The following is a 19,292-nucleotide window of genomic DNA, read 5'->3' as shown; positions in this document are numbered from 1 at the left end:
ATGAGCGCATTCGAGCACAGGTCCCAGCCGGAATGGGTGGCCATGGAGGAATGGATCTCCAACACGGTCGTCCACCCGGATCCGGCCCTTGACCAGGCCATCCGCACCGCCCAGGACGCGGGCATGCCTCCCATCGAGGTGGCCCCGAACTCCGGCAAGCTGCTGGAACTCCTGGTCCGCATCAGCGGCGCCCGGCGCGTTCTTGAGATCGGCACCCTGGCCGGGTTCAGCACGCTCTTCATGGCCCGCGCCCTCCCAGAGGACGGACGGCTGGTGACCCTTGAGTTCAAGGCTGAGCACGCCGCCGTCGCGCGCAAGAATCTCGACGACGCCGGCGTCGGCACCCGCGTCGACCTGAGAGTGGGCGCGGCGCTGGACGTCCTGCCCACGCTGGAGGGCGGGGAACCGTTCGATCTGGTGTTCATCGACGCGGACAAGCAGAACAACTCGAACTACCTCGACTGGGCCGCGCGGCTGGGCCGCCCCGGCACCGTGGTGGTCCTCGACAACACCGTCTGGGAGGGCGCCCCGCGGCACCCCGAGATGGACCCTGTGAACGCCCCGGCGATCCGGGATTCCCTGGAACTGCTGGGACAGGACCCGCGCTTCGACGCCACGGTCCTTCAGACGGTCGGGTCCAAGGGCTGGGACGGCTTCGCCCTGGCCGTGCTGCGCTGAACCGGGACTCCACGCGTCCCGTCGCCTAGTACGCTGGGCGCTATGAGACAGGGGCAGAAGGCACAGCCGACAGGGCCCGTGGAGGGCGTCCATCCTGTGGACCAGGGTGAGGCGGAGCTCATCCGGGACCTCGACCTGGCGAACGGCTGGCTCCTGCGGCTCAACGGCGTCCAGAGCTCCCACATCGACCTCGACGATCCCGGCCACCTGAGCTTCGAGTACATGCGCTGGATCGCGGCGCTGATCGAGGACCGCTGGGTGCCCGGGACGAGTGATCGTGTCCGCCTGCTGCACCTCGGCGGGGCCGCCTGCTCGCTCGCCCGCTACTTCCACCACGTCTACCCGGAGTCCCGTCAGGTGGTGGTGGAGCTCGACGCCGCGCTCGCCGCCGCGGTGCGTGACTGGTTCGACCTCCCCAGGGCGCCGTTCCTCCGGATCCGCGTGGGCGAGGCCCGCGCCGTGACGGAGACGCTCAGCCCTGCCAGCCGGGACGTGGTGATCCGCGACGTGTTCGCGCAGGGGGTCACCCCCGCCTCGCTGACCAGCCGCGAGTTCACCGAGCACGCGGCACGGGTCCTCGGGCCTGAGGGGATGTACGTCGTGAACTGCGGCTCCGCTCCGGACCTGAAAGCCGCCCGCGAGGAGGCCGCGACCATCGCCTCGATTTTCCCGCACACGGCGATCGTCGCGGACGCCCCCATGCTCAAGGGCCGGCGCTTCGGCAATGTGATCATCGCGGGAAGCTTCACGGCCTTCCCCGGCTCGGCGTCCATGGTCCGGACCCTGCTGGGTGGTGGCGTTCCCGCTCAGTACCTGGACGACGCGCGGGTGCGCGAGTTCGCGCGCGACGCCGCCGTCCGGCGCGACGCGCCGTCGTCGTAGTCCGGCTTCCGGTGGACGGCCACCGGGTGGCGGCTCAGACGGCGGGGGAGTGGGTGGGCGGCCCGGTCCAGACGCCGAACCACTGCTCGGCGCCGTATTCCTCGAACACCTCGACTTCGCGGAAACCGAGCCGCTGCGCGAGGCGCAGCGAGGCCCCGTTGGCGGTCTGGGTGGGCAGGACGACCGGTTCGCCCGGGAACGCCGTGCCGAACCACTCCAGGGCGGCCGTGCAGGCCTCGGTGGCGTAGCCCCGGCCCCAGGCGCTCGGCAGGAACAAGTACCCGAGCTGGGCCTCGTTCCCCTCCGGACGGACGTGGCCGGGATGCTCGGCGTCGCGCCGGTCGAAGGTCACCATCCCGAGGAACTCGCCCTCCCGTTCGACCACGAAGAAGCCCTCGCGCCGCCCGGGGATCTCTGGCACGGAGGCCTCGAGCTCCTCCCGGGGCCTCGCCCCACCGGTGTAGATTCCGACCTCGGGCGACGCGAACAGGTCGATGAGGCCCGCGCGGTCCCGTGCCTCCGAGACGCGCAGGGTCAGTCGCTCGGTGGTGATCGGCGGAGGTGGCCACGGGGCCGGTCCCAAGGGCTGCATGGGTCTCATCGTAGGCCGGGGTGTCCCGGGTCTGTCGAGGCCCCGCCCGGTGCGGTGCGGCTCAGCGCGGTGCGGTTCAGAGCCGTGGGGAACCGACGGCGTCGTGGATCGCCGGGGCTTCCGTGACGCCGTCGTCGGCGAGGAAGTGCCCGGCCCCGTCGACGACCTGTGGCTTCGTGCCGAGCAGGGCGGCCAGCCGGTCCGTGTGGGCCGTCGGCACGAACTCGTCGTGATCCGAGCGGAGCACCACGAGACGGTCGAGGTGCTCCGCCAGGGCGCCCAGCGGCGTGCCGTCGGCGATGAAGCCGTCGAGGCCCGGAAGAGCGGGCAGGGGATCGAGGAACCCGGCCACCAGGACGAGCGTGCCCAGCCGCCACGGGCCCGCGAGCGAGCCCAGCGCACGCAGCACCGCCAGGCAGCCCAGACTGTGCGCGACGACGATCGTTCCGGCGTCGGGGGTTCCGAGCGCCGTCCGCACCGCGTCCTCCCACACCACGGGATCCGGGTCCAGAGGGTCCGGAAGCGCCGGCACGGTCACCGGAATGCCATCGTCCTCCAGCCGCTGCGCCAGCCAGCCGAACCAGTGATCCTCGGGGGTGGCGCCGTAGCCGTGGAAGATCAGAGCCCTCGGGCCCGTTGTCGTAGATGCCATGACAGGGACGCTAAACCTTCACGCCCATGTGAAGGTCAAGACGGGAGGGATCCGGATGCGGATCGGCGAACTGGCGGCGGCCAGCGGAGTGAGTGCGCGGGCGCTGCGCCATTACGAGGAGCAGGGCGTCCTGACCCCCGGCCGCACGCGCGCGGGCTATCGCGACTATGCGGCGTCCGACGTCGTGCGCGTCCGGCAGATCAGGACGATGATCGCGGCCGGCGTGGGCACTGCGACCATCCGGCGCTACCTGGACTGCCTGCGCGACGGCGGGGAGGGCGTCGCGCTGGAGCTGTGCCCGGATCTGCGGGCGGAACTCGACGGCCTCGCCGAGCGGCTGACCGCTCAGGAGCGGGAGATCCAGGGGAAACGGCAGCGGCTGAGAGGGCTGCTCGCGGGCGGGTGAATCGCCTGGCCAGTGTGACGATTCATGAACCTGGCGGTTCTCAAATCGACTTCTTTTTCAACCGGGCTTCTTATTCGTTCACCACGTGAAACATCGCTTTCAGAGATTTCCGAGGCCTGCTTAGGCTGTGCGGGTATTCGTTCACAGGGACATCACCAATCCGCCTGTGGATTCCTCCTGCCCCCAGAAGGGTCTCAGAATGACGCTCATCAAGAAGCCGGTCGCAGCCATCGCGGGACTGCTCGCAGGTGCTCTTTTCCTCGGCGCCTGCGCCCCGGCCGTCGAGTCTGACCCGGGCACGGAGAAGGCGGACCTGAGCAAGCTGAAGGACGAGTTCTACAAGGCCTCCGACCCGGGGAAGAGCCCGGCCGCCGCCACCCAGCGCAAGGATTCGTTCGTCACCACCATCAACAAGCCGGGTGGCGTGTTCCTCCCCGGTTTCTATGACAACGGCTGGGACGGGAACGCGGTGCAGCCGATCTTCGCCTCCCTCGTGGTGTTCAATGACGCGGGTGAGCCCGTGCCGGATCTGGCTGAGAAATGGGAGGTGTCCTCCGACAATCTCAGCTACACCTTCCACCTGCGCAAGGGACTGACCTTCAGCGACGGCTCGCCCCTCACGGCCGAGGACGTCGCGTTCACGCTGACCCTGCTCAACGATCCCGCCTACGCCGGGGGCGTGGACTTCTCCGACATCGTCATCGCCGGCACCAAGGAGTTCCGCAAGGGCTCCGCAAGCTCGCTGTCCGGGATCACGGTGGTGGACCCCACGACGATCCGCATCGTCACCCAGAAGCCGAACCCGCTCGCCCTGCGCACCCTCGGCGGCCCGGTGATCTCGAAGGCCTACTACGGCAAGGGCTACGTCAAGGGAAAGCTCGACTACCTCAAGAGCCTCTACTCCAAGCCCCTGGGCGCCGGCCCCTACGCCCTGGAACAGTACGTGGAGGGCCAGGAGATCCGGTACCGGGCCAATGAGCACTACTACAACGGCAAGCCCTCCATCGCACGGGTGATCTTCAAGGTGGTCTCCAGTGACTCCGCTCTGCAGAACTTCCAGAACGGCGACATCGACCACGGAGGCTTCGGCAGTGACCCGGCGACCCTCAAGGAGCTGCAAGGGCTCGGCTTCGCCAACATCCGCGCCCGGGTGGTCTCCGACTACGGCGCCATCTGGGTGAACAACAAGAAGCCGGCGCTCGCCGACACCAAGGTCCGTCAGGCGCTGTACTACGGCCTGGACCGGCAGCAGATCGTGGACGCCAAGTTCAAGGGGCTGGGACAGGTGGCGGACGTCTTCGCCGCCCCGACCCAGTGGTCCTACACGAACGACGGCGTGACCTCCTACGGCTTTGACGCGAAGAAGGCGGGGCAGCTGCTCGATGAGGCCGGCTGGAAGGCCCAGGCCGGCGGCACGCGGGAGAAGGACGGGAAGAAGCTCACCCTGTCCTACATCACCACCAAGCAGGACGACCCGGTGATCCCGATCGCGAAGAAGGACTACAAGGACCTCGGCATCGACTTCGTGCCGGAGGTGCTCGACTCGAACACCGCGTTCGACCGCCTCAACAACGGGGACTACGACCTCGCAGGCTTCCGCAGCAACAGTCTGAGCGACCCCAACGACGCCGTGTCCGAGTTCGGGACCACCGACCCCGCGATCAACGTCACCGGGTATTCCAACCCGCAGGTGACCGCCTTGATCAAGAAGGGCGTCTCGACCTTCGACCGGGCGGCCCGGCAGAAGATCTACACCGAGCTGTACCAGAAGCTCAGCCAGGACCCGCCGATCATCCTGCTCGACTACCGCAAGTCCCTGTCGGCCTGGAACGCCCGCATCCAGAACGGCGAGCTGTACACGACCGGCAGCGACGAAGCGGCACTCGCCCTGGCGAAGCTGAAGATCGCGGGCTAGCCGCCCGGCGTCTTCCGTCACCCGCTACGAACGGTTCCCATGACCCGCTACGTCCTCAAGAGACTGGGACTGATGGCACTGCTGCTTTTCGGTGTCTCCGTCCTGGTGTTCTTCCTCTTCGCCCTCATGCCGGGCGACTACTTCAGCTCGAACCGACAGCTCACGCCGCAGCGCAAGGCCGAGCTCCGCGCCCTGAACGGGCTGGATCAGCCCGTGCTGGTGCGGTACTTCATCTGGCTGGGCAACATGCTGCGCGGTGAGTTCGGGTACTCCCTGGTCTACAACCGGCCGGTGACGGAACTCCTCGGGCCGCTGATCGGCAACTCCTTCGTCATCGCCTTCGCCGGGTTCGTGCTGACCTGGGCGATCGCGCTGGTGTGCGGCGTGCTCTCGGCGACCCGGCAGTACTCCTGGTTCGACCGGCTCGTCACCGCGGGACTGTTCGCCTCCCTGTCGGTGCCGTCGTTCTTCATCGGTCTGCTCGCGATCAAGGTCTTCGCGGTCGATCTCCGGTGGCTGCCGACGGGCGGCATGCTCGACACCGCGAGTTCCTCTGACGGCTTCGCCCAGCTCCTGGAGATCGCCCGGCACATGGTGCTCCCGGTGGGAATCCTCACCTTCCTCGGAGCCGGTGCGCTCACCCGTTACTTCCGCAGCGGGATGCTGGAAGCGCTGCACGCGGACTTCATCCGCACCGCCCGGGCAAAGGGCTTGCGGGAGCGCAGCGTGGTGTTCTCCCATGCGCTGCGCAATGCCCTCCTGCCCGCGATCACGCTCCTGGCCTTCGAGCTTCCGGCCCTGTTCTCCGGGGCCATCATCACCGAACAGATCTTCAATTGGCCCGGCGTCGGGCGGATCCAGCTCGAATCGGTGCAGACGCGCGATTACGCGGTGCTCATGACCGTCACGATGCTCCTGGCGTTCCTCACGATCCTGGGCAGCTTCCTGGCAGATGTGCTCTACGCCGTCGCGGATCCCCGGGTGCGGCTTCTCGGGTCGAGGAGGGCGGCATGAGCCACATCGACACAGAGCTTTCGACCAGAGGCGTAGAGCCCCCCAGCAAGGGCACAGCGCTCCCGGCCAGGAGCGCGGTGGAGGTTCGCCGCCTGCTACGGATTCCGGCCGCGAGCATCAGCATCGGCCTGCTCGTCTTCATGCTGCTCTTCAGTTTTCTCGGCCCGCTGCTCACCGGGTATACCGGGGAGGAGATCAACCTGCGCATCGCCGAGCACGGACCGGCGTCGAACCACTGGCTGGGCACCGATGAGTACGGCAGGGACGTCCTGACGAGGCTCATGCTCGCGGGGCGGATCTCGCTCACGATCGGGGTCGCCTCGATGCTGCTGTCCCTCATCCTCGGCGCCGTGCTCGGCCTCGTTGCGGGGTACTACGGCGGCATCGTCGACACGCTCATCATGCGGTTCGCGGACCTCCTCATGTCCATTCCGGGCCTGCCGCTGCTCATCGTGATGGCGGCCGTGCTCTCGGAGCTGAAGGTCGCGCCCGAGTCGCGGATCTACATCGTGATGGTCCTGCTCAGCGTGATCGGCTGGCCCTCGCTGGCCCGGCTGATCCGCGGCCAGGTCCTATCCCTGCGCGAAGCCCCGTACATGCGGGCGGCGGAGGTGCTGGGTCTGAGCGCCGCTTCGCGCCAGTTCCGTCACCTCCTCCCGAACGTCATGCCACTGCTCATCGTCGTAGCCACCCTGAGCACGGCGTCGGGGATCCTCAGCGAGTCCGCGCTGAGCTTCCTGGGGCTCGGCGTCGTCTCGCCCAATGCCTCTTGGGGGAACATGATCAACGCCGCCAACAACCTGATCGACTTCCAGCAGCACTGGTGGCTGTGGGTGCCGCCCGGCGTCGCGCTCCTGATCACGGTGGCGGCGATCAACGTTCTCGGCGACCGCCTGCGGGACGTCCTCGATCCCAGGATGGGGAGGTGACCGCCGTGGCGGCCGAGCCCCTGGTCCAGGTGAAGGATCTCAGTGTGCGCTTCCCGGCTGAGGGCGGTGGCCACCGCGTGGTGGTGGACCGCGTCGGCTTCGAGATCAGCCCGGGGGAGGTCCTCGGCATCGTGGGGGAGTCCGGTTCCGGCAAGAGCCTGACCGCGCTTTCGCTCCTGAAGCTCGTGGACGAACCGGGGGAGATCTCCGGCGGTCAGGTGCTGTTCGACGGCGCCGACGTCCTCACGCTGCGACGCACCGCCTTGCAGCGTGTCCGGGGCGGCGAGGTGGGCATGATCTTCCAGGAACCCGCGCGCTCCCTCAACCCGGTCTTCACGATCGGACGGCAGCTGAGCGAGACGATCCGGGCTCACGAGTCCGTCTCGCGGGCAGAGGCCCGTGACCGCTCGGTGGAATGGCTCCGCCGGGTGGGCCTTCCCGGCGCGGAGCGGATCATGAGCTCCTATCCTCACGAGCTGTCCGGCGGGATGCAGCAGCGGGTGATGATCGCCGTCGCGCTCTGCTGCGGGCCGCGGCTGCTCATCGCGGATGAGCCGACGACGGCGCTGGACGTCACCGTTCAGGCCCAGATCCTCGACCTGTTGCTGGAGCTTCGCGACGAGACCGGGATGGCCGTGCTGTTCATCACGCACGATCTGGGCGTCATTGCCGAGGTCGCCGATTCGGTGCTGGTCATGTACGGCGGACGGACCGTGGAACGAGGGGACGTGTTCAGCATCTTCGAACGGCCGCAACACCCTTATACGGAGGCGCTGCTCGACGCCCGTCCGCTGCTCGGGCAGCGGCTGGATCGTCTGCCCACGATCCCGGAGGACGTGCGCCGGCTGGCCGCGCACGGTCATGAGGCGGCGGGGGTGAACGCATGACGGGGAATGCGGCGCCGGTGCTTCTCGAGGCACGCGACATCGTGAAGGAGTTCCGCGCGCGGGGCGGCGGCCGCCGGGCTCCCCGGGAGGCCGTGCGTGCCGTGGACGGGGTGAGCCTGAGCATCCGTGAGGGGGAGATGTTCGGACTGGTCGGTGAGTCGGGCAGCGGCAAGACGACCCTGGGTCAGGCCATCCTGCGGATGCACGAGCCCGATACCGGTTCCGTGCGGTTCCGCGGGCAGGAGATCCTGGACCTGCCGCGCTCCGAACTCCGTGGACTCCGACGGCGGATGCAATACGTGTTCCAAGACCCCTTCGGGGCGCTGAACCCGCGGCTGCGCATCGTCACGGCCATCGGCGAGCCGATGCGGACCCACGGCCTGGCGTCCCGCGACGACGAACGGCAGCGGGTCATCGAGGTGCTGGAACAGTGCGGGATGGGCGCCGATGCCCTGGACCGCTACCCGCATGAGTTCTCCGGTGGGCAGCGGCAGCGGATCGTGATCGCGCGGGCGATGGCCCTGCAACCGGAGTTCGTCGTGGCGGATGAACCGGTCTCGGCCCTCGATGTCTCGGTTCAGGGGCAGATCGTGAACCTCCTCTGCGATCTGCGCGAAGAGCGACGGACCTCCTTCCTGTTCATCTCGCACGATTTGAGTGTGGTGGAGCACATGTGCACTTCCGTGGCGATCATGTATCGCGGTGCGATCGTGGAACAGGGGAGCCGCGAGCAGATCTTCGACGACCCGCGCCACCCGTACACGCGGGAACTGCTGGACGCGGTGCCGATCGTGAGCCCCCGGGAGCGCGGGCAGCGACGTCGGCGGGGAAGCGATCGTTCCTGGGATGTTCCTGGGGGACCGCGCCGTGAACTACGGGACGTCGGAGGCGGCCACCTGGTGGCGCTGCCTGGGGAGTGAAGGATGATTTTTGGCGAGCGCCGTGTACACCCGAGCTGCCGAGGGCGTCGTGGCAGCCGCATCCGAGTCGATGAAGGGTCTGCTCAGGCCGCCGTTCGCGAGAAATCCTCGTGGCGAGCACTGCGCAGGGGCGAGAAGGCGACGATCAGCGCGGCGGCCAGGAAAATCAGCGCCGCCAGTCCGAGACTGGCCGGGTACCCCAACCAGGTCGCGAGTCCTCCTGCGGCCAGTGCCCCGAAGAAGAAGATGACGCGGTTGGTGGTGCGGATGGTCGCGTTCATGCGGCCCTGTATCTCATCGGGCGCGGCCGCCTGACGGTACGAGATGTCGTTGGCGTCCTCGATTCCCATGGACAGGCCGTACAGGAACTGGGCGGTTGCGGTGAGGGCGATCAGTCCAGCCGGATTGCTGGACGGTCCCATCGGGACGAGCGCGAGGAGAGCCCAGGGTACGACGACGAGACAGCGGCCCAGAAGGATGGCTCGGCCCGCGCCTGTCCGTGCGCCGATCGAAGGGGCGAGCACTGCTCCGAGGAGGCCGCCGACGCCACCGAATGCCAGGGCGATCCCCAGCGCCCACGCGGGCAGAGCGAGTTCGCGCAGCACGAACACGGCGAAGACCGTGGCGACGAGGCTGTTCCCGAGGAACCAGGTGTGCACTGAAAGCGCGAGCGGTCGCAGGGTCCTGTGGCCGTACGTGAAGCGCATGCCTTCTGCGATGTCGTGACCGATGTGCCGGCCCGGCGGGCGTGGCGGAGGGGTCGTGTCGGCGACTTTGATCTGTGCCTGCAGCACGGCGGAGACCGCGTGCATCGCCGCTTCGAAGGCGAAGAGGACCGGTGCCCCCAGGAGATTGAAAAGCGCGCCACCGAGGGCCGGCCCGGCAGTGCCCGCCACGGTCTCGCTCTGCCCGAGGCGTGCGTTCGCCGACACCAGCAAGGACCGTGGGACCAAGTGCGGCAGAAGCGGCTGCTCCGCGGAGTGGGCGAACAGGGTCAGGACACCCAGCGCGAGAACCACGGCCGCGAGTGTCCAGAAGCTGAGCGCGTCGCAGAGAAGCAGAACGGGAACGGCTGCAAGAACGATAGACCGGCCGACGCTGGTCAGGATCAAGGTCCGCTGACGATTCCAGCGATCCATCAGCGCGCCGATGACAATCCGAGGAAGAGGTACGGGACGACGCTGAGTGCGCTCAGGATCCCGATCTGAAACGGCGTGGCAGCGATGACCGTGACGATCAGAACCTGGAAAGCGACTCCGGCAATCGAGCTTCCGAAGGCGCGGATGGTCGTTGCGCTCCAGAACAGCCGGAACGCCCGGATACCGAGAGCCTCGGGCGGACGCCCCGCCCCGGCGGAGTCGGTGTGACGGCCGTCGTCGTTCATGCAGTCAGCTTACAAAGCGCTGGTTCGCAGAGTTCGGCCGTCTCTGATTCGGACCACTCAATCCTCGTCGTGGGCGGCGAGGAATTCCCTGACCTGGAGGTGAGGAGTCGGGTCGCCGATCCAATACGCATGACGGGCGCCCGGAACCAAAAGAGTTGCGGCGTGCGGGATGTGCCGGCCCAGGACTTCAGCGTTTGCCGGGTCCGCGAGTCGATCGTCGGTGCCGTGAACGATCAGCGTGGGTGTCCTGATGCTCTCCAACCTCGGGCCGTCGCGGCGGTCGGAGGCCGCCCCGTGAATGCGGGCCGCTTCCGGTGAAGCGGGAGCGGGAAGCACGCTGAACACCTTGTCCGGGTTCTTGGCGATCCAGGCATCGGGATAGAAAAGAGCGGCAAGGACTTGCGGGTCTCCGGACGCCAGAGCGCTCACAGCTCCAGCAGGTCGGGGCAGCCCGCGCTCGTCGCCGACCGACGTTCCACCCAGGACCAGGGACACCACGCGATCCGCGTGCTCGGCCCCCAGCCACTGAGCGATTCGGCCTCCCATGGAATGACCGTAAACGTGCACTCTGTCGAACCCGGCCGCATCAAGGATCGTCACGACGTCCGCTGCGAAATCTCTGGCTGACCACCCTGGGGTGAACGACGACGTGCTGAGACCTGTCCCCCGATGATCAAAGACGATGGTCGTCCTGTCCTGGAAGTCCTCACGAGCGGAGTCCCAGCCGTGATGGTCGAGGGCTCTGCCTTGTATCAGGAGGAGGGGAAGTCCGACGTGCGACGATCCTCGACGCACCTCAAACCAGAGCCGCCCGCCGTCCTTTGTCTCCACGAAAGTCATGAACCGAAAGTACTTCCGGGCTCCGACAATAAAGAAGTGAAGGGCTCAGTCTCGGCGACGATGGCAAGAGCGGGAGACGGCCCCGGGTCAGGAACGTCCGATCGGCGGCCTTCTGGTTCGCAGCGTCATGAAGACGTCGACCTCGTCCTCGTGGTCCGCAACAAACCCGAGCCGGTCATAGAGACGACGAGCAGCGCTTCCTTGCAGCACGTTGAGCCGGGTGACTCCGGGATGCGGTTCGTTCAGCACCGACCGGAGGACCGACGATCCGATTCCGCGGCCCTGCGCGCTGGGTGACAAGTAGAAGTGTTCGATCCAGCGGACGTTCCCGTCGGGGCGGGCCGTGATCGACCCGACCTCGGCTCCATCCGAAATGACGATCCTGGACCATTCGGGCACAAAGGCCGTGCGCATCCGTTCGCGCACCCGCACGGCGTCGTACCGGCCGAGGCGCTCGAGGTCGGCCCGAAGGACGACGGCTCGGAGCTCCACCAACCAGTCGATGTCACCGGGCACGCTGGGACGCAAGGTGAAGGCCATGCCGATGACAGTATCAAGGGCTGCCTGTGGAGTCCGGACCCGCCATACACCAAGCGGCGTAACCGACTCTTTACACGAAAGTGATCTCCCCGAATCCAAGCGCCGTTCCGGGAGCCCTACGCTCACTTCAGCGGGTGCGGCACACCACGAAAGGGGTGCCGCGCTTCATCGTTCTCCTTCCGTCGCGTGGCGGACCGGAGCCCCGATGGTCAGGCTCGACGGCGGCCGCGAACCTCCCGAACGGGGCGCTCTGGCGTCCCTGGCTGAGGCCCCACGGGGTTTTGGCTGGTGGGGCGACGTATTCGTTATCAAACCCTGACGCCAAAGTGTGGCCTATGTCACATTCCTGGGAGTACTCTCTTGGAAGTGCTCGCGGCAACACCGCCGCGGGTACATGGATCAGACCCTGATTTGGCGCGGAGGCCACTTATGTACAGGAAGAAAGCCCTCTCAGTCATGGCTACGGCGGTGGCACTCGGCATGGTGATGTCCGGCTGCGCCAACCAGAGCGGCTCGGGCTCCACGGCCACCTCAGGTGGCGATGGAAGCAAAGTGAACATCCCTGCGATCTCGAAGGTGGATGTCCCTTCCGCCGCGGTGCTCCCGGCCGGCGACGGCAAGGGCAAGTGCCCTGCCACCACCACGATCGCCTACGCCGGTGCGGAAACCGGCCCCAACGCCCAGCTGGGCATCAACATCTTCAACGGCATCCAGCTGGCCGTGAACCAGCACAACGCCGCCAACCCCGACTGCCAGGTCAAGTTCAAGAAGTTCGACACGGAAGGCGACCCCAACAAGGCCACCGGCCCGGTGACGCAGATCGTGTCGGAGTCGGACATCATCGGCGTCGTCGGCCTCCCGTTCTCCGGCGAGTCCAAGGCGACCGGCAACATCTTCGAGCAGAAGGGCCTGGTGCACATCACCCCGTCCGCCACCAACCCGAACCTGACCAAGAACGGCTGGACCACGTTCTTCCGTGCTCTGGGCAATGACGCCGTGCAGGGCCCGGCCGCAGCCAAGTTCCTCACGGACAAGCTGATGGCCAAGAAGGTCTACGTCGTGCAGGACGACTCCGATTACGGCATCGGCCTGGGCACCCAGACCTCGCAGGCCCTCGGGTCCGCGATGGTCGGCTCCGACAAGGTCGTCACCGGTCAGAAGGACTTCTCCGCGGTGATCTCCAAGATCATGAACTCCAAGGCTGACACGGTCTACTACGCCGGTTACTACGCGGAGGCCGCGCCCTTCGACCAGCAGCTGGTGGCCAAGGGCTTCACCGGATCCTTCGTGGGCCCCGACGGCGTGAAGGATGACCAGTTCATCAAGCAGGCCGGCGACGCGTCGTCGAACTCGTTCTTCACCTGCCCGTGCATCCCCGGCGAGCTGATCCCGACGTTCGAGTCCGAGTACAAGAAGGTGGCCAACGCCGAACCGGGCACCTACTCCATTGAAGGCTACGACGCCGCCACCGTGCTGCTGTCCGGCATCGACCACGGCAAGCAGACCCGCGCGGATCTCCTCGCCTGGGTCAAGGCCTACGACGCCGATGGCCTGTCCAAGCACTACAAGTGGGACGCCACCGGCGAGCTGGCGACTCCTGACGTCTACGGCTACAAGGTCGAAAACGGCAAGATCGCTCCGATCGGCGTGATCGGCAAGTAAGGTCGGCAGTTTCAAAAGAATGCTGGGGGTATGTGCCATCTGTACCCCCAGCATTTCTCTTGATCACCTCAGGAAGCTCCCATGATCAGTGAAGCAATCCCCAGCCTCATCCACGCCGTGCCACTGGCAGTGCCCACGGACGACACCTGGATCACCTTCGACGTCGACTCCCTGGCCCAGAACTTCTGGAGCTCCACGTTCGACGGCCTGACCTTCGGCGCCATCTACGCTCTGGTGGCCCTCGGGTACACCCTCGTGTACGGCGTCCTCAACCTCATCAACTTCGCCCATTCCGAAGTCTTCATCGTCGGCTGTTACGGGGTGTTCTTCACCCTCAGTGCGTTGAACTTCGGCCCGTCCGCACCCCATCTGCCGTTCTGGGCGATCGTGGGCAACCTGCTCTTAGCCCTCGTGGTGGCGATCATCGCCTCCGCCCTCACCGCCGTCGTCGTGGAGCGAGTGGCATACAAGCCGCTGCGCAAACGCAAAGCCCCGCGGCTGGCGTTCCTCATCACCGCGATCGGCGTCTCGTTCGCCATCCAGTACCTCATCTACTGGTGGCGCGGCCCCAGCCCGGAAGCGGCGCTGACCATGTTCCGTCCCACCCCGATCTTCGAGGTGTTCGGCACGATCATCGACTCCCAGCAGCTGGTGATCATCATCGCCGCGGTGATCCTGATGATCGCCACGGACCAGTTCATCCGGAAGTCCAAGACCGGCCGCGGCATCCGCGCCGTGGCGCAGGACCCGGACACAGCGACCCTCATGGGCGTCAACAAGGAGAAGATCATCCTCACCACCTTCGCGATCGGTGGTGTCCTGGCCGGTGCGGCCGCCCTGTTCTACGTCATGAAGATCCCGTCCGGCGTGCAGTACAACGGCGGGTTCATCTTGGGCGTCAAGGCCTTCGCCGCGGCGGTACTGGGCGGCATCGGCAATGTGCGCGGCGCCCTCCTGGGCGGTCTGCTGATCGGCCTGATCGGCAACTACGGACAGGTGCTGCTGGGAAGTTCCCAGTGGACCGACGTTGTGGCGTTCGTGGTCCTGGTCCTGGTATTGGTCGTGCGTCCCGAGGGCATCCTGGGAAGCTCGCTTGGAAAGAGTAAGGCATGAGCACCACAGACGGTCCCACTCTCATCCCCGACTCCGCCGCCGAGCAGGCGATGGCCGACCGCGAAGCCAAGGGCCGCCGTCGTCAAGGCTGGTTCCCCGGCCTCGGCGACAAATGGAACGCCCTCCCGCGCCACGTCCAGTGGCTCTGGCTTATGGTGGTCGTGGTCATCGCGTACCTGCTGCCCATCCTGAACCCTCCGCTCATCACCACGGAGCCCGGCAACAACTGGCAGATCGCTCTGGCGCAGATGGCGGTGTACGCGCTCGTCGCCGTGGGCCTGAACGTGGTGGTGGGCTACGCCGGCCTTCTGGACCTCGGCTATGTGGCCTTCTTCGCCGTGGGTTCCTACACGGCGGCCATGTTCACCAGTCCGGACTCGCCGTACCTGCACATCCCGTACTTGTGGACCCTTCCGCTCGCGATGGCGATCACGATGTTCTTCGGGGTGCTGCTGGGCGTTCCCACGCTGCGTCTCCGCGGTGACTACCTGGCGATCGTCACGCTGGGCTTCGGTGAGATCGTCCGCATCCTGGCCACCATCATCCCGGCCATGAAGGGCCAGGTGGGTTTCCAGAACGTGGGTCACCCTCCGGGGACGGACGCCGACGGCCAGCCGATCTTCCTGAACTCGAACGGCACCCCGTGGTACTGGCTCACGCTGACGATCATCATCATCGTGCTGCTCCTGGCCGGAAACCTCGAGCGCAGCCGGGTGGGCCGCGCCTGGATCGCCATCCGCGAGGATGAGGACGCCGCGGAGATCATGGGCGTCCCCACCTTCAAGTACAAGGTGTGGGCGTTCGCCATCGGCGCGTCCGTGGGCGGTCTCTCGGGTGCGCTGTTCGCCGGTCAGGTGGGCTTCGTGAACAACCAGAAGTTCGACATCGCCACCTCCATCCTGTTCCTGGCCGCCGTGGTGCTGGGCGGCACGGGCAACAAGGTCGGAGCGATCCTGGGCGGTGCCCTGGTGGCGTACATCCCGCTGCGGTTCACCGCGATCGCGGAGTTCAAGTACCTGATCTTCGGTGTGGCACTCGTGCTCATCATGATCTTCCGTTCGGGCGGCCTCCTCCCGGCCCGTCAGCGTCTGCTGGCGTATGGGCGGCTGGCGTACAACAAGCTGAAGGAACCGCAGACGGGCCGACGTGCCCAAGTGGTCACCGACGGCGGGAAGGCGGGCGGCCATGAGTGAAGCGGTCGAACCGGAAATCGACGTCGAAGCTCTGAAGGAGCAAGGCGTGGACCTCAAGGTGGCCGAAAGGGTCGCTCCGGAGCGGGACATTTCGGTCAATGTGGGCGAACCCCTGGTTCAGGTGAAGAACCTGACCATGAAGTTCGGCGGTCTCACGGCCTTGGACGACGTCACGTTCGACATCAACCGCGGCGAGATCCTCGGTCTGATCGGTCCCAACGGCGCGGGGAAGACCACCTGCTTCAACGCGATGACAGGCGTCTACAAGCCGACGTCGGGGACGGTCACCCTGGAAGGCAAGCCTCTCAACGGGTTGCCTCAGCACAAGATCACCCGGCGCGGCCTGGCCCGCACCTTCCAGAACATCCGCCTTTTCGGTGAGATGACCGCCCTGGAGAACGTGGTGGTGGGACTGGACGCCCGTCACAAGACGAGCGTGGGCGGCGCCCTGCTCCGCCTTCCCACCCATGTCCGGGAGGAGAAGTCCGCCATCGAACGCGGCATGGCCCTCCTGGAATTCGTCGGCATCGCGGATCATGCGCAGTTCCTGTCCCGGCATCTGCCGTACGGCTACCAGCGAAGGCTCGAAATCGCCCGCGCTCTGGCCACGGACCCCAAGGTCCTGTGCCTGGACGAGCCGGCCGCCGGCTTCAACCCGGCGGAGAAGGAGGAGCTCATGGCGCTCATCCGGACCATCCGCGACGACGGCTACACGGTCCTGCTGATCGAGCACGACATGAAGCTGGTCATGGGGGTGACGGACCGCATCGTCGTGCTGGAATTCGGCAAGAAGATCGCCGACGCCGCGCCCAAGGAGATCCGTGAGGACCCGAAAGTCATTTCCGCCTACCTCGGGGAGCCTGAAGATGAGCTTGCTTGAGCTGAAGAACGTGTCCGTGCACTACGGGCGCATCCAGGCCATTCACAACATGTCCTTCACCGTGGACGAAGGGGAGATCGTCTCCCTGATCGGCGCCAACGGCGCCGGGAAGACCACCACGATGCGGACCGTGTCCGGCCTGCTGAATCCGTCCGCCGGGAGCATCAGCTTCATGGGTCAGGACATCACGTCCATGAAGGCCCACCTCCGGGTGGTCAAGGGCATCTCCCAGGCGCCGGAAGGCCGCGGCATCTTCCCCGGCATGACGGTCATGGAGAACCTGGGTATGGGCTCGTACGGCCGCAAGGACACCTCCGGGATCGCCAAGGACCTCGAGCGGGTCTTCGACCTCTTCCCGAGACTGAAGGAGCGGTCCAAGCAGTTCGGCGGCACCATGAGCGGCGGCGAGCAGCAGATGCTGGCCATCGGCCGGGCGCTCATGTCCAACCCCAAGCTGCTGCTGCTGGACGAGCCGTCCATGGGCCTGGCCCCGCAGTTCATCCGCCAGATCTTCAAGATCGTCACGGAGATCAACAACCAGGGCACCACGGTGCTGCTCGTGGAGCAGAACGCCAATCAGGCCCTGGCCCGCTCGCACCGTGCGTTCGTCCTGGAGACCGGGTCGATCACCCACCAGGGGACCGGCAAGGAACTGATGGCCAATCCGGCGATCAAGGAGGCGTACCTTGGCGTCGCCTGAGGTGTTCCTGCGCTGACTCCTACGCGGAGGCCCCCGGGACCGCAACGGTTCCGGGGGCCTCCGTGTATCAGGGGCGACGACGACGGCGAGCCGGTGCGCGCCCCGCCGTCGTCAGCGCTGCTCCAGGATCCTCTTGAGGTTGGCGAGATCCTTCGTCGTCGCGGCCTTCATGGCGAGGCTCATGAACGGCGTGAGAATCGCGCCGAACCCGGACGGAGTGCCCGTGTTCCGCAGCGTCATCACGGTCCCGTCACCCTCGGCCGACCACGAGTAGGCGGTGTGCATCGGGAACGGGCCGTCGGAGGTCCGCATGACCAGCCGCCGTCCGGGTTCGTACTCGGTGATCTCGTAGGTGTAGCTGAGTCGCCGCCCGAGGAAGTGGGCCACGAAGTCCATCTGAGCGCCGACGCCGAGCTGCGTCCCTGGGGTATGGAGCGTGACGGACTTGATGTTCGCATACCACTCCGGCGCGTTCAGCGGGTCGGCGGCGTACTCGGCGACGACGGCGACGGGGCGGTTGATCACTGTTCTGACGGTGATATCGACGTTCATGGGTCCTCACGGATGGTGGGCAGCGATCGGGCAGGACTTCGGAGCCTGGCGGGTCGATCGCCGAGGTTACGGGCGATCGGCCTTCTCGGCTTCCTTGGCCGCCACGATACGGCGCAGGCCGGAGCTGGAGAAGCGGTGGTCGCGGCTGTTGAAGTACAACTCGATCCCACTCTCCTCGCAGTATTCGCGTCCGGTGAAATCCTTCTCCATGTACTCATCGCCCACGATCCGGACGTCGAGCTTGAAGGACCGCAGAATGTCCTCCAGGTCCTGTTCCGTGGAGTACGGCACGATCTCGTCGACGTACTGGCAGCCGCGGAGCTGGATGTAGCGTTCCACGACCGTCTGAGTGGGCGCGTTCTTCTCCGGGCGGTCCAGCGTGGGATCCATCTGCAGCCCGCAGATCAGGTAATCGCACTGGCGCTTCGCCTCGGCGAGCATCATGATGTGCCCGGCGTGGAGCAGATCGAAGGTGGAGAAGGTGATGCCGACCCGGGGTCCGGGGTTGTAGTCCTGGGTGCGGCCTTCGGCGGTGTTCGTCATGGGCTGTCCTCTCAGTACGGGTGAGTGAGGGCCACCGATGGTGGGGCGGCCCTCCTCTCACGCTACCGCGCTGATGCGGGGTGGCGGACCACCTGTGTCTGCTTACCCGCGTCACATCCCGCCCGGCCGCCCGCCGTCGCGCGTCGCCTGTCACAATGGTGTGAGCCTTCGCCCCTCCTTCACGTCCGGGGCGGCGGCCACGCAGAAAGGACTGCCCCGTGGGTGCACCCAAACCCAAAGTCCCCGCGGCGGACAACACGCTGCGCATCCTCAGGCTTCTCAGTTCGCGGCGCGGTCCGCAGCCGGCCAGCGCCATCGCCACGGCCCTCGAACTGCCCCGCTCCACCGTCTACCAGCTGCTCGCGGTGCTGGAGGATCATGGCCTGGTCATGCATCTCAAAGAGGAGAAGCGGTACGGCCTGGGGCTGGGCGCCTTCGAACTCAGCAGCGCCTACAGTCGCCAGGAGCCGATCTCGCGCCTGGGTCGGCCTCTGCTCGCGGGCCTCGTGGACGCCCTGGGGGAGAGTGCGCACCTCGCCGTGCTGCACGGGCGCGACGTCCTGTACATCGTGGAGGAGCGCGCCAAGGGGCGACCCTCCCTGGTGACCGACGTCGGCGTCCGCCTGCCGTCGCACCTCACCGCCAGCGGGCGCGCGATCCTCGCCGCGCTGCCGAAGCCGCAGGTCAGGGCCCTGTACCCGAACGCGGCCGCCTTCGTCTCCCGGCACGAGACCACAAGTCCGATCTCCGGCTATTCGGCCCTGTCCCGCCACCTCGACGACGTCCGCACGCGCGGTTTCGCCACCGAACACGGTGAGGTGACGCCGGGCTTCGGTTCCGTCGCGGCGGCCGTGACGGACCACCTCGGATGGCCGACGGCGGCCATCGCCGTGACCTTCATCGAGGACCGGGTGCCGGCGGAGGAATGGCCCGCCCTGGCATCTCGCATCCAGAAGGTCGCGAACGAGCTGACCACCCGCCTGTACGGCCGCGCAAAGGCCTGACGGGCG

The 19,292-nt window shown here is 66.8% G+C and carries 22 protein-coding genes; 14 read left to right on the top strand and 8 right to left on the bottom strand.

Features of this window, described 5'->3' with window-relative positions:
• Both AB6732_RS16195 and AB6732_RS16190 read left to right on the top strand, forming a co-directional pair.
• The gene (locus tag AB6732_RS16195) at positions 1 to 678 is read left to right on the top strand and encodes an O-methyltransferase (protein WP_370960911.1); all 678 of its coding nucleotides are present in this window, start codon (positions 1 to 3) and stop codon (positions 676 to 678) included.
• Positions 679 to 720: 42 nt separating this feature from the next.
• Positions 721 to 1,560, top strand: coding sequence for a spermidine synthase (locus AB6732_RS16190; protein ID WP_370960910.1), 840 nt, complete (start codon positions 721 to 723; stop codon positions 1,558 to 1,560).
• A gap of 34 nt (positions 1,561 to 1,594) precedes the next feature.
• Here AB6732_RS16190 and AB6732_RS16185 read toward each other — a convergent pair whose 3' ends face one another.
• On the bottom strand, positions 1,595 to 2,152 hold the full coding sequence (locus AB6732_RS16185) for a GNAT family N-acetyltransferase (RefSeq protein ID WP_370960909.1): 558 nt from the start codon (positions 2,150 to 2,152) through the stop codon (positions 1,595 to 1,597).
• A gap of 76 nt (positions 2,153 to 2,228) precedes the next feature.
• Positions 2,229 to 2,804, bottom strand: coding sequence for an RBBP9/YdeN family alpha/beta hydrolase (locus AB6732_RS16180; RefSeq protein WP_370960908.1), 576 nt, complete (start codon positions 2,802 to 2,804; stop codon positions 2,229 to 2,231).
• Between AB6732_RS16180 and AB6732_RS16175 the strand changes: the two genes are divergently transcribed.
• The 6 genes from AB6732_RS16175 to AB6732_RS16150 all read left to right on the top strand — a co-directional run bounded on the left by AB6732_RS16175 (position 2,803) and on the right by AB6732_RS16150 (position 8,875).
• Entirely contained in the window at positions 2,803 to 3,210 is a 408-nt protein-coding gene (locus tag AB6732_RS16175) for a MerR family transcriptional regulator (RefSeq protein WP_370960907.1), read from the top strand. The two genes, AB6732_RS16180 and AB6732_RS16175, sit on opposite strands and share 2 nt — an antisense overlap.
• Positions 3,211 to 3,409: 199 nt before the next feature.
• Positions 3,410 to 5,125 carry an ABC transporter substrate-binding protein gene (locus AB6732_RS16170; protein WP_370960906.1) on the top strand — a complete coding sequence of 572 codons (1,716 nt, stop codon included), beginning with the start codon at positions 3,410 to 3,412 and terminating at the stop codon, positions 5,123 to 5,125.
• 39 nt (positions 5,126 to 5,164) lie between these two features.
• Positions 5,165 to 6,139 (top strand): ABC transporter permease, encoded by a 975-nt coding sequence (locus tag AB6732_RS16165; RefSeq protein ID WP_370960905.1) that lies wholly within the window; start codon positions 5,165 to 5,167, stop codon positions 6,137 to 6,139.
• Positions 6,136 to 7,068 (top strand): ABC transporter permease, encoded by a 933-nt coding sequence (locus AB6732_RS16160; RefSeq protein ID WP_370960904.1) that lies wholly within the window; start codon positions 6,136 to 6,138, stop codon positions 7,066 to 7,068. The genes AB6732_RS16165 and AB6732_RS16160 overlap by 4 nt, the downstream gene beginning before the upstream one ends.
• The gene (locus AB6732_RS16155) at positions 7,065 to 7,955 is read left to right on the top strand and encodes an ABC transporter ATP-binding protein (protein WP_370960903.1); all 891 of its coding nucleotides are present in this window, start codon (positions 7,065 to 7,067) and stop codon (positions 7,953 to 7,955) included. Before AB6732_RS16160 ends, AB6732_RS16155 begins: the two co-directional genes overlap by 4 nt.
• Positions 7,952 to 8,875, top strand: a complete 924-nt coding sequence (locus AB6732_RS16150) for an ATP-binding cassette domain-containing protein (RefSeq protein ID WP_370960902.1) — start codon at positions 7,952 to 7,954, stop codon at positions 8,873 to 8,875. The genes AB6732_RS16155 and AB6732_RS16150 overlap by 4 nt, the downstream gene beginning before the upstream one ends.
• A gap of 83 nt (positions 8,876 to 8,958) precedes the next feature.
• Here the strand turns inward: AB6732_RS16150 and AB6732_RS16145 are convergent, their stop codons facing one another.
• The 4 genes from AB6732_RS16145 to AB6732_RS16130 all read right to left on the bottom strand — a co-directional run bounded on the left by AB6732_RS16145 (position 8,959) and on the right by AB6732_RS16130 (position 11,639).
• Positions 8,959 to 10,014, bottom strand: coding sequence for an MFS transporter (locus AB6732_RS16145; protein WP_370960901.1), 1,056 nt, complete (start codon positions 10,012 to 10,014; stop codon positions 8,959 to 8,961).
• Entirely contained in the window at positions 10,014 to 10,259 is a 246-nt protein-coding gene (locus AB6732_RS16140) for a hypothetical protein (RefSeq protein WP_370960900.1), read from the bottom strand. The genes AB6732_RS16145 and AB6732_RS16140 overlap by 1 nt, the downstream gene beginning before the upstream one ends.
• Before the next feature lie 57 nt (positions 10,260 to 10,316).
• Positions 10,317 to 11,099 carry an alpha/beta fold hydrolase gene (locus AB6732_RS16135; RefSeq protein WP_370960899.1) on the bottom strand — a complete coding sequence of 261 codons (783 nt, stop codon included), beginning with the start codon at positions 11,097 to 11,099 and terminating at the stop codon, positions 10,317 to 10,319.
• A gap of 87 nt (positions 11,100 to 11,186) precedes the next feature.
• Positions 11,187 to 11,639: an N-acetyltransferase family protein gene (locus AB6732_RS16130; RefSeq protein WP_370960898.1), complete on the bottom strand. Its 453-nt coding sequence runs from the start codon at positions 11,637 to 11,639 to the stop codon at positions 11,187 to 11,189.
• A 456-nt stretch (positions 11,640 to 12,095) separates the two neighbouring features.
• Here AB6732_RS16130 and AB6732_RS16125 point away from each other — a divergent pair, with 456 nt between their 5' ends.
• The 5 genes from AB6732_RS16125 (at position 12,096) to AB6732_RS16105 (ending at position 17,187) form a co-directional block, all read left to right on the top strand.
• Entirely contained in the window at positions 12,096 to 13,301 is a 1,206-nt protein-coding gene (locus AB6732_RS16125) for a branched-chain amino acid ABC transporter substrate-binding protein (protein WP_370960897.1), read from the top strand.
• 81 nt (positions 13,302 to 13,382) lie between these two features.
• The gene (locus tag AB6732_RS16120) at positions 13,383 to 14,414 is read left to right on the top strand and encodes a branched-chain amino acid ABC transporter permease (protein ID WP_144630018.1); all 1,032 of its coding nucleotides are present in this window, start codon (positions 13,383 to 13,385) and stop codon (positions 14,412 to 14,414) included.
• On the top strand, positions 14,411 to 15,607 hold the full coding sequence (locus AB6732_RS16115) for a branched-chain amino acid ABC transporter permease (RefSeq protein WP_370960896.1): 1,197 nt from the start codon (positions 14,411 to 14,413) through the stop codon (positions 15,605 to 15,607). Before AB6732_RS16120 ends, AB6732_RS16115 begins: the two co-directional genes overlap by 4 nt.
• The gene (locus AB6732_RS16110; protein WP_370960895.1) at positions 15,600 to 16,487 is read left to right on the top strand and encodes an ABC transporter ATP-binding protein; all 888 of its coding nucleotides are present in this window, start codon (positions 15,600 to 15,602) and stop codon (positions 16,485 to 16,487) included. Before AB6732_RS16115 ends, AB6732_RS16110 begins: the two co-directional genes overlap by 8 nt.
• The gene (locus tag AB6732_RS16105; RefSeq protein WP_370961034.1) at positions 16,480 to 17,187 is read left to right on the top strand and encodes an ABC transporter ATP-binding protein; all 708 of its coding nucleotides are present in this window, start codon (positions 16,480 to 16,482) and stop codon (positions 17,185 to 17,187) included. Before AB6732_RS16110 ends, AB6732_RS16105 begins: the two co-directional genes overlap by 8 nt.
• Positions 17,188 to 17,298: 111 nt before the next feature.
• On the opposite strand, the gene AB6732_RS16100 is transcribed toward AB6732_RS16105, so the two are convergent.
• Both AB6732_RS16100 and AB6732_RS16095 read right to left on the bottom strand, forming a co-directional pair.
• Positions 17,299 to 17,739, bottom strand: a complete 441-nt coding sequence (locus tag AB6732_RS16100) for an SRPBCC family protein (RefSeq protein WP_370960894.1) — start codon at positions 17,737 to 17,739, stop codon at positions 17,299 to 17,301.
• A 66-nt stretch (positions 17,740 to 17,805) separates the two neighbouring features.
• Positions 17,806 to 18,282, bottom strand: a complete 477-nt coding sequence (locus tag AB6732_RS16095; RefSeq protein ID WP_307495700.1) for an adenylyltransferase/cytidyltransferase family protein — start codon at positions 18,280 to 18,282, stop codon at positions 17,806 to 17,808.
• A 218-nt stretch (positions 18,283 to 18,500) separates the two neighbouring features.
• On the opposite strand from AB6732_RS16095, the gene AB6732_RS16090 reads away from it, so the two are divergent.
• Positions 18,501 to 19,286, top strand: a complete 786-nt coding sequence (locus AB6732_RS16090; RefSeq protein ID WP_370960893.1) for an IclR family transcriptional regulator — start codon at positions 18,501 to 18,503, stop codon at positions 19,284 to 19,286.
• Positions 19,287 to 19,292: the final 6 nt, after the last annotated feature.

It is taken from the genome of Arthrobacter sp. RCC_34 (assembly GCF_041360795.1).
GTDB lineage: Bacteria > Actinomycetota > Actinomycetes > Actinomycetales > Micrococcaceae > Arthrobacter_E.
The sequence above is the reverse complement of the archived record's forward strand: the minus strand, read 5'-3'. Positions and strand labels throughout refer to the sequence as shown.

What these genes read in the sequence shown, in the direction of transcription:
- AB6732_RS16165 (WP_370960905.1), top strand. Translation starts at nt 5,165, where the DNA reads ATGACCCGCTACGTCCTCAAGAGACTGGGACTGATGGCACTGCTGCTT.
- AB6732_RS16130 (WP_370960898.1), bottom strand. Translation starts at nt 11,639, where the DNA reads ATGGCCTTCACCTTGCGTCCCAGCGTGCCCGGTGACATCGACTGGTTG.
- AB6732_RS16095 (WP_307495700.1), bottom strand. Translation starts at nt 18,282, where the DNA reads ATGACGAACACCGCCGAAGGCCGCACCCAGGACTACAACCCCGGACCC.
- AB6732_RS16140 (WP_370960900.1), bottom strand. Translation starts at nt 10,259, where the DNA reads ATGAACGACGACGGCCGTCACACCGACTCCGCCGGGGCGGGGCGTCCG.
- AB6732_RS16160 (WP_370960904.1), top strand. Translation starts at nt 6,136, where the DNA reads ATGAGCCACATCGACACAGAGCTTTCGACCAGAGGCGTAGAGCCCCCC.
- AB6732_RS16125 (WP_370960897.1), top strand. Translation starts at nt 12,096, where the DNA reads ATGGCTACGGCGGTGGCACTCGGCATGGTGATGTCCGGCTGCGCCAAC.
- AB6732_RS16190 (WP_370960910.1), top strand. Translation starts at nt 721, where the DNA reads ATGAGACAGGGGCAGAAGGCACAGCCGACAGGGCCCGTGGAGGGCGTC.
- AB6732_RS16120 (WP_144630018.1), top strand. Translation starts at nt 13,383, where the DNA reads ATGATCAGTGAAGCAATCCCCAGCCTCATCCACGCCGTGCCACTGGCA.
- AB6732_RS16110 (WP_370960895.1), top strand. Translation starts at nt 15,600, where the DNA reads ATGAGTGAAGCGGTCGAACCGGAAATCGACGTCGAAGCTCTGAAGGAG.
- AB6732_RS16195 (WP_370960911.1), top strand. Translation starts at nt 1, where the DNA reads ATGAGCGCATTCGAGCACAGGTCCCAGCCGGAATGGGTGGCCATGGAG.
- AB6732_RS16135 (WP_370960899.1), bottom strand. Translation starts at nt 11,099, where the DNA reads ATGACTTTCGTGGAGACAAAGGACGGCGGGCGGCTCTGGTTTGAGGTG.
- AB6732_RS16100 (WP_370960894.1), bottom strand. Translation starts at nt 17,739, where the DNA reads ATGAACGTCGATATCACCGTCAGAACAGTGATCAACCGCCCCGTCGCC.
- AB6732_RS16175 (WP_370960907.1), top strand. Translation starts at nt 2,803, where the DNA reads ATGACAGGGACGCTAAACCTTCACGCCCATGTGAAGGTCAAGACGGGA.
- AB6732_RS16185 (WP_370960909.1), bottom strand. Translation starts at nt 2,152, where the DNA reads ATGCAGCCCTTGGGACCGGCCCCGTGGCCACCTCCGCCGATCACCACC.
- AB6732_RS16150 (WP_370960902.1), top strand. Translation starts at nt 7,952, where the DNA reads ATGACGGGGAATGCGGCGCCGGTGCTTCTCGAGGCACGCGACATCGTG.
- AB6732_RS16170 (WP_370960906.1), top strand. Translation starts at nt 3,410, where the DNA reads ATGACGCTCATCAAGAAGCCGGTCGCAGCCATCGCGGGACTGCTCGCA.
- AB6732_RS16145 (WP_370960901.1), bottom strand. Translation starts at nt 10,014, where the DNA reads ATGGATCGCTGGAATCGTCAGCGGACCTTGATCCTGACCAGCGTCGGC.
- AB6732_RS16115 (WP_370960896.1), top strand. Translation starts at nt 14,411, where the DNA reads ATGAGCACCACAGACGGTCCCACTCTCATCCCCGACTCCGCCGCCGAG.
- AB6732_RS16180 (WP_370960908.1), bottom strand. Translation starts at nt 2,804, where the DNA reads ATGGCATCTACGACAACGGGCCCGAGGGCTCTGATCTTCCACGGCTAC.